This window comes from Brachybacterium sp. AOP25-B2-12 (assembly GCF_052378625.1).
GTDB lineage: Bacteria > Actinomycetota > Actinomycetes > Actinomycetales > Dermabacteraceae > Brachybacterium.
Genome location: NZ_JBQSXW010000035.1, coordinates 1 through 8411, shown reverse-complemented (window position 1 = coordinate 8411; position 8411 = coordinate 1). Strand labels below are relative to the sequence as shown.

Here is an 8411-nt window from a genome sequence, read left to right as displayed (position 1 = left end):
CGATTGCCTTCGACGACGGTTCGCGTCGACTCTTCGACGATGAGAGGCTCAAAGTCCAGCCATCCCGAGTTCCCGATCGACTGGATCAGCTCGCCCAAATCTGCCTGAACGTAGAGGTAGGCGATCGCCTCATCCTCGTCGGTGAACTCCGCGTCCGGCATCCGCGGGTTCGACAGATCGAGGGATAGCGTGTCGGGTGCCGCCTTTTCGAGCCGCGCCATCAGGACGCTCCTTCTATAGTGCCGCCCACACGCTGCACCAGATCAGCGTGGGCGGATTCGAGTTCTTCCGGGATCGCGAGGTGGGGTGAGAACACCATGACTTCGTTAGCCTTCATAACGCGGTGTGCGGAGTAGTTCAGGGCAAAGAGTCGTCGTCGGAGAGTCGAGTAGAGCTCTGCGACCTGGGGGACGTTGTCGTAGGTAAGAATCCACTTCGCTCGCTCGACACTCTTCAAACGTTCAGCAAGCGCCTTGTGGTCGGCTTCTTGGAACGCGTTGAGGTACAAGGACCCAGCCTTCTCGAAGTAGGGCGGGTCTGCGTAGATGAAGGCGTCCTCGCTGTCGGAGTAGCGTGAGATCACGTCTAGACCGTCTTCGTTGGTCACGGCGATACGGTCCGCGTGCAGCGCGATCAACCTGATCCGCTCCGCCAGACCCTCCCGATTGAAGCGAGCGTCGATCTTATAGTTTCCCGTCTGGTCCTTCCCGCCGATCGGCCCGCCGTTCAGCACACCGGAACGGTTAGTCCTGTTGAGGTAGAAGGTGGCGAACCCAAGGGGAAGGTGGTCCTCTCTCGGCGATGTCAGGTAGACCTCTCGCTGTCGCTCCCACTCATCCACGGTGAGTTCAACGTTGTTGACGAGCCGCGTGAACTCGCCAGGCTGCGTAACCACTGCGTTCCAGAACGCGAACACCGCCGGGTCGAGATCGTTGATTGCGATTCGCTCGACCTGACCGGATACCAGTAGCGCGAGAGCGGCCCCGGCTCCCCCGGCGTAGGGTTCGACGTAGACGCTTGAAGTGAGGTCGTTCTCGCGGATGATGGTCCGCAGTCGCGAGTAGAGCAGTCCCTTGCCACCGGGGTACCGAAGAGGTGAGATGGTCACTCTCTTCCTGGCAGATGTCGCTGTTCGCGTCATGGTTTGAGTACCGCTTTCATGACTCCTTCGATGGTCGCCCAGCATTCGCGAACGTCATCGGGTGTGGCAAAGATGTGATGGTTGTGGTTGGTTGCGTCGAGGTGGGCCTTCGACCCGACGAAGCCGTAGCGTCCACCGCGAATCTTCTGTACGGGCTGGATAAAGGCGGTCTGTCCGGTCGTCTTGAAGTGCTCTTCGAGCCAGACGAGGCAGTTCGAGAGATACACGAATCCCTGCTCATTGGAGCCCTTCTTGATGTCCTCCCCGAGCACCTCGGCATGGGCCTTGATCGTCTTCTCCAGGAAGGTGCGCAGTAGGTCGAGGGTCGCGTTTGGAAATCGCTGGATGTTGATTGCGGAGAGTTCCTTGACGATCTCGTGAATCGACGCGGGGAAGGTGGTCGGAACCGTGAGATTGTCTGTGTTGAGGTAGTTCCGCTTCCTCGGGAACGGCTTTGCCTTGTCACTACCTGCATCCGATTCCGTGTCAGATGACGTCTGGTCACCATCGCGGTGCTCGCCATTCGGTCCGCCCTCTTTGTGGTTGGACCCTGCCGAGCCTGCATTCGATGACGAGGATTCATGAGATGCGCTGTGGTCGGCAGTCGAGTCCTCGTTCTCGTTGAGCAAGTCGCGCAGTTCGTCCATGTAGGCGACGTACCGTTCGCCGGAGGTTCTGTTCAGGACACGCGTGTTGATAGCTCCGTCACGAATATCGGAGACGATCTTGGTCGCCAGACGTTCGAAGAGAACTCGCGGCGAACGAAGTTCTACATTCCCTGTGTCGCTATCGATTTCGATACCGGCGAGCTGCAGGAACTTGTCGTTCTCGTAGAGCCGTGCGAGAGTCGACACGGGAAAGCGGCGACGATTGACGTAGTCGCGGAGCGACGGGTCAGCGAAGCTGACGCCGCGAAAGAGTCCGAGAATCTTGCTTCGAGTGATGAACTTTCGGACATCGATGGTCGGGTACTGCGCGACGAGCTGCTCGGCGGTCTTGCCACCGTCAAGCTGTGCTTGGAAGAACGCCGCTTGCCGAGCCGGGCTCCAGGCAACACGCTGGTTTCCGGTGTGGAGCGCCGCGATCAGTTGGTCGGCATCGTCTTGCGTGGGCGCCTTCTTCACGGTGATTTGCCGGAGTTCATCACGGCTCTCGATGCTCTGCGCGAGCTTGCTGATTCGTGCTTGGTGGTCCGGCGCGAGATACGGGTTTTGAATCGCTTTGAGCGCCGCCACTCGACGGTTTCCTTCGACGACAACGAGAGTGCCGTCACGCTCAACGACGATGGGGACCTCGTGAGTCAGAAGACCGACTTTCGTGATGCCTTCAACAAGGTTTAGAGCCTTCTCGTTCGTGAAGAGGTCCTGAACAATGTCGGACTCAGGGACTCCGTCGGGGATGTCCAACCGGACGTTTCGGGGGTCGAGTCTGACACCGTTGACGATGTCAACGGTCAGCTCTTCCCATGTCGCCATGTTGATCACAGTCGCCTACCTCGCCATGCAGCGGGCATCCCGATCTCGGTCGTGTCGAAGCTCTGCACCTTACTCATCCACGATCCCCGCCTTAGGTTCGCTCGACCCTCGGACATAGTCCAGGACGTCGCGCTTCGGGAAGCGCCAAGCTCGTCCAACCTTCTCGCCTGGCAACTTGCCGGAACGCACAAGGGAGAGAACCGTCTTGGTGCTGACGCGAAGGAGTGCGGCAGCTTCCTCCGTAGTCAGGACTTCGTGATCTTCCGCCATCTTCCGGCTCTCTCCTCTTTTGGGACGTAAGTTCACGCTACCAGCGGTGCACCGCGCATGACCAGGCACACGCCGCTCCTCGATGCCGTACCGCGTGATCTGGACTCAAGGACGCCGTCTCGATCACGACCCCGCCCGAACGGCGCGCCACTCCTTTACCCTCGCGTGCAGCAGCCGGAGGACGCTGGCGGGTCCGTTCAGGGTCAACTTGACCGAGTTCCACGCGCACAGCAGCACTACGAGGTTGAGCCATCCGGGGCCGCCGGCTTCGATGGTCGTGACGCACCAGTAGGCGGCGAGCAGGTACGGGATCGCGAGGAGCATCGCGGGGATACCCCAGCGCAGGCCGCGGCGGGTGCGGGTGGCGGCGATGAGGAGGTTCGTGGGCGCGTAGCTGAGGATGTCGCGGGTGCGGACGCTGGCCGCCCAGATGAGCCGGAACACGGGCATAGTCCTTCCAGGGGTTCGGCGACAAGAACCTGAAAGGACCGCCCAGCGTGCGGGGTGGTCATACCGTCGCGGGGAGCGACAGCGCCAATATAGAGGCCGCCTCGTCCTCCACTGTAGAACGGTGGCCTGACATCGGGAAGGGCACCGGGCTCACAGCGCGCGGCGGACCGGCTCTCGTTCCGGCCTACGCTGCGGCTCCTCCCCTGCTCCCCGTGCGAGGCTGCGTGCCCGGTCGAGGGCGGCCTTGGCCCGGGCGGCGTCGATCTTCTCCGCGTCGTTCTCGGACGGGGTTCCGAGCGGAGTGGGATCGGTGATGCCGTAGCGGTCGCGGTAGGCGGCGACGGTGCGGGCAAGTCGCCGCCAGGTCGCCTCGGTCTTGGCATCCTTCGGCGGGGCGCCAAGCGCATTCGTCCAGGTCTGCTTCTCGGTGAGCGCGGTATCGAGGAGCGCGTCGGCGCGGGTCTCGATGAGGTCGCGTCGTTCGGTGAGCGCCTGCCGGAACTCGCTGCTCACGGTGCCGGTGGCTTCGGGGATGAGTCCAGCGATCAGGCGGGGTGCCTTGCGGGCGCGGCCGGACCCCGCTGGCCTCGCTGTGGCTCGGGAGACGCGGTAGTGGAGGACGGCGGCGATGTCGTCGGCGTCGGTGAACCCGTGCGCCCGCACGAGGCGCGGCAGCAGCGTTTCGATGTCGTGGTGGTTGGCCTCGGCGCGGCGGAGCTCGGCGGTCAGCGCCCCGAACGTTGGGGATGCGATCGCGTCCTCGGCCTCCTCCTCGGTGAGACCGGACGCGCGGACGAGGAGCGCCCACCTGTCGCGTTGCGCGGCTGCCGCCAGCGTCTCGTACTCGGCCGCGAGCTGGCCGATGTTCGCCCAAGCGTCCTGTTCGGCGGTGATGGTCTCGTGGGCGGAGAGCTCGGCACCGACGTGCTGGAGCACCCCGAACAGCACTGACCGGGCGGTGGCCTCGGTGTTGTCGCCAGGATGCGGGCCGTCGTGGGAGTCGTCGGGCTTGTCGGTCACGACGTAGGCGCGGTTCGTCTCCCGTCCGCGGGTGAGCGCCACGTACAGGTTCTCCCTGGTCATGCTCGCGTCCGCGAGCACATGCGAGGTGTCCACCGTGATGCCGTGGGCCCGGTAGGAGGTGACGGCGTAGCCGAGGTCGAGGTGTTCGGCCACATACGCGGCGGGGAGCACAACCGAGGCTCCCCACTTGCGGTCGGCGCGGCGGAGGGTGAGGGAGCCGTCGTCGCGGACCTCGGTGACCGTCCAGCGGTCGCCGTTGCGGACCCAGCCGCGGCCGGCGCGCAGGCGGCGGTCGTTGTGCCGGGTGATGACCGAATCCCCGACGGCGGCGCACGTGCCGTCCAGCAGCGCTACCTCGCGGCGAGCGTCCACGGTGCCGTCGAGGATCAGGTCCGTGCGAGCGCGCTGGTTAAGCGCCTGGACGGATTCGTTCGAGTCGGTGACCAGCACCGTCGCCCGTCCGGCCTGCCGGTCGGCTCGCCACGCAATGTAGGCGGCGTCGACCATCGTCTCCGTCTCGCCGCCCTGGATGCGGTCGTGCTCTATGTAGGTGTCGATGACCTCGGTACGCCCGTGCCGGAGCCCGAAGGACGCGGTCTTCTCCCATATGTTCGTGAAGCGGTGGATGTCGACCAGTTCGGGGGCGTCGCCGCGGTCGTGGACGAGGAGGGAGAAGGCGCCGCCGGCGTCGACGGACTGGAGCTGTGCGTAGTCCCCAACCAGCAGCACTTTCGCCCCGGCCTCGGAGGCGAGACGGGTGATGCGGTCGAGGGACAGGGTTCCCGCCAGCGACGCCTCGTCCACGATGACGAGCTGCCCCTTGCGGAATGTTTCTCCCTGGACGAGGTGGTTCTGCCACCACTTCGCGGTGTTCTCCGTCTGGATGCGGAGGTCATCGGCGAGCACCTGCGCTGCGACCGCAGATGGCGCCAGTCCGACCACGGACCCGCGGCCGTGCTCGTGCTCCCAGGCCCGCCGCAGAGCGTTCATGGCGGTGGTCTTGCCCGCCCCGGCGGGGCCGACCAGGACATCGACGATGCGCCCGGACACCGCGACGGATGCGAGCGCAGCGGTTTGCTCCTCGCCGAGCACCCGCCCCTGCCGGTCGGGGCGGGCCGCGATCCGCGATCCGCTCCACGGTTGCCAGCGGCACCGTGGGAGCGGTCGTCGTGCGGGCGCGCTCGAGGAGGCGGTCTTCGGCGGCGAGCAGGAGTTCGGAGGAGAACACCGTCGAGTGCTTCGGGCGGAACACGCTCGTGCCGTCCGGGCGGCGGAACGCCACCGGGCTTGACGTGAGCTCCGGTGGGGTCAGCCGCAGTGAGGCGGCTTCGGCGGCGTCCACCACCAGCCCGACGATCGCCTCCCGATCCGTGGTGGACGCGAAGCGGTAGCCCATCGTCTGCCGGGCCGCCTCGGCGGTGAGGTTCCACCGCCTCCAGGTGGACCGCTTCTCGCCGACCGTCTCGACCACGCTCTGCCCGAGGGAAGCAATCACATCCAGCGGGACGTCGTCGGCGCGTAGCAGCAACGGCGCCTCCTTCGTGGTGACGCGCCGCGCCCACGCGGTCGCATCCCGCCCGAGCAGGCGGCCGGCTCGCTGCCGCCATTCGGCGGTCAGGTCGGCGAGGGACCGGACCTGCTTCTCGGGCCTCGTGATGAGGGTGGCTTGGGCGCGGAGCTTGATGATCGTCGCCGTCGACGGCTGCCGGCCGTGCTTCTCGACGTACTCCGCGATGAGGCGGTTCTTCTCCGCGTCGATGTGCCGGGAGCGGGAGGAGAACTCCGCCACCAGCTGCTCCGGCACCGTCGTCACCGCCCAGGCGGGGTTGCGGTCACGCCCCATGTCGCGCGCCTCCCATTCCACACCGAAGGCGCGCGTGAGGTGGTCGGCGAACACCGCCTCGTGCAGCTCGGAGAGCGCGACGGTCGCGGCGTGCATCGGCCGCCCGTCGAGGGAGCGCCATTTGCCGTCGAGGACGGTCTGCACCTTGTTCGAGATGACGACATGGGTGTGCAAGTGAGGGTCGCCGACGCGGGAGTCGTAGTGGTCGAACGCCGTGGTGATCAGACCGCGGACATCGACCTGTGCAACGGCACCGTTGCGGGCGGTTGCGCCGGTGCGGGTGGCTGCGACCTCCCGCTCCATGAACGCAACCACCTCCGCAACCGCCGCATGATGCGCATCCGCGATCAACGCCTGCGTCCCCGCATCCGCAACCGCCCACAACACGCTCGCGGACTTCGGGATCGAGAACGTGAAGTCGTACCCGGCGACGGCGCGACGCGTCCCGCGCGCTCGTTCTTCTGCCTCGATCTGCGCTACCGCCTCGGCGCGACTGGCCGGTCCGAGCACCGGGTCGAGCGCGGCGGTACGCTCCTCGACACGCTCAGCCACAGTCTTGTAGGCAGGATACGCAAGGCCCAGTGGGTCGCCCGTGACCGGGTTCCGGCCCATACCGACGAGGAGCTGAAGCTGGGACTCAGAGACCTGATCGTCCACCTGGATCGCGCCGCCGAGCGCAGCGACGCCCGCGCCGAGCCAGTGACCCGGCGGACTGCCTTCCTCGGCGTAGTAGCGCGTGAGCGGTGTCGAAAGCGATCGGTCGCCGTCACCGGCCGCGACGGTGCGCAGCAGGTACCTGTATCCGTCGCCTGCCGACATGACGCGCATCGATACCGTCATGATGAGCAGGTGGGGCCATGTCTCCCGCAGCATCGATCTGCAGTCCGAAGGTCACCACTCGCGCGAGGGCCGGAGGGTGGTCACCTTGAGGCGGTTCGCTAATCTCCCCAGTGTTCGAGGTCATAGGTCAGGCACCACTGGTAGCTCTCATTGCTCAAAGCAGACTCGATCGCTTCATACAGGTCCGGCATCAGGTAGCCGAACACCTCGTCCATGGCATAGGCGGTGTCGTGGAACTCAACGAGTTGAACGTACGCTTTGTCCTCACTGTCCCAAGGCATCCCCGCGTTGTCTAGAGAAGTGAAAGTCATGTGGAATCGGTCGAGCATCTGCTCGATAGCGGCGTCCCAACTTCCGGTGAAGCCGCCCGCCCACTGAGGTCGACCACCATCAGGAGATACCCATGGCAGGCCGACGGAAACCTCATCCAGAATGGCTGTCGCTCCCGCTTCGCTAGACACGATCATGGAGACGTCGCTGAGCTCGAACTCCAGGTCGCCTCGCACACGCCATTCGCGTTCCCATCGCCAGTCGTTCGGACGCTTGCTCTGGCGGTTGCGGACGCCATCGATGTAGGGAGTCAGTTGCCAGATCGGCGCGTCTGGCATGTCTTCTGCGTCATCCATCGCGGCGCGAAGCGCTTGCCACTGCGGCGAGGGGTCGCTGAGATACCAGACAGGTTGAGCGTCCAACTTCATGCGCAACCTCTCCTTATCGAAGACGATTCCCCACGGACGCCGCGAAGTCATACGTCCAAGCTCGTGCAGCGGCGTCTCAGTGAGACAAACCGACTGGTGAAGGTGCTGGACGCCTGAGTAGTACCTCCCGGCGCCGAAAGGTGCACGGGCCTCGATCGTGCCCGTTGTCAGTATCGAGATCAGGTCGTCCTCCGAGCGCGTGAGATGCACCAACCAGCGCGACAGATCGGAGGCTTCGCCATGTTGCGCTGTCCCCTGCCATTCGGGCTTGACGTACATTGGCCCCTCCTCTTGAAGCCCCAGGGTACCCGCGCGCTTCCTCCGCGCTCTGGTGCCTCGCTTACATACAGCATCGTCTTCTTGCGGACGACGAGGGCCGTGAGACCTCGACCTGCAAGACGCGTGGCAACTCTGAGACAAGGTCGGAGACCACGGCTCTGGTAGAGGCCGGGACGGCTCGTCCGACTCCCGGCGCGGAAGACGCAAGCACCTGGCAGGTGACCAGTCCGGCTAGGAGCCGCAGCGACGACGACCGGAGTTCACCGATCTGCCGGGGGCCTATGCGCGCACCGAACGCTTGTGGGTTTTCATACGAGGCGGTGAATGTCGTAGAAGCGAGCGTCCGGACCGCAATCGGCTACTTGCCAACCTTGAGGGCATGCACGAGCCCG

General features: G+C 65.1%; 5 protein-coding genes and 2 pseudogenes. All 7 read right to left on the bottom strand.

All coding sequences use genetic code 11. The annotated features are described in order from the left end of the window. Positions 1 to 221: pseudogene (locus ACT3TZ_RS14780) on the bottom strand (hypothetical protein); the annotation flags it as partial. Next, positions 221 to 1108, bottom strand: coding sequence for a DNA adenine methylase (locus tag ACT3TZ_RS14775; RefSeq protein WP_444584182.1), 888 nt, complete (start codon positions 1106 to 1108; stop codon positions 221 to 223). The pseudogene ACT3TZ_RS14780 and the gene ACT3TZ_RS14775, both read right to left, overlap by 1 nt. Positions 1109 to 1137: 29 nt before the next feature. After that, complete coding sequence (locus tag ACT3TZ_RS14770) at positions 1138 to 2616, bottom strand: hypothetical protein (protein WP_444584183.1); 1479 nt, start codon at positions 2614 to 2616, stop codon at positions 1138 to 1140. 69 nt (positions 2617 to 2685) lie between these two features. After that, on the bottom strand, positions 2686 to 2886 hold the full coding sequence (locus ACT3TZ_RS14765) for a helix-turn-helix domain-containing protein (protein WP_347125506.1): 201 nt from the start codon (positions 2884 to 2886) through the stop codon (positions 2686 to 2688). A gap of 123 nt (positions 2887 to 3009) precedes the next feature. Beyond that, the gene (locus ACT3TZ_RS14760; RefSeq protein WP_444584181.1) at positions 3010 to 3330 is read right to left on the bottom strand and encodes a hypothetical protein; all 321 of its coding nucleotides are present in this window, start codon (positions 3328 to 3330) and stop codon (positions 3010 to 3012) included. Positions 3331 to 3486: 156 nt separating this feature from the next. Then, a pseudogene (mobF, locus tag ACT3TZ_RS14755) lies at positions 3487 to 7042 on the bottom strand (MobF family relaxase). Between the two features lie 98 nt (positions 7043 to 7140). Continuing rightward, positions 7141 to 8019, bottom strand: coding sequence for a hypothetical protein (locus ACT3TZ_RS14750; protein WP_444584180.1), 879 nt, complete (start codon positions 8017 to 8019; stop codon positions 7141 to 7143). Between the last annotated feature and the right edge of the window lie 392 nt (positions 8020 to 8411).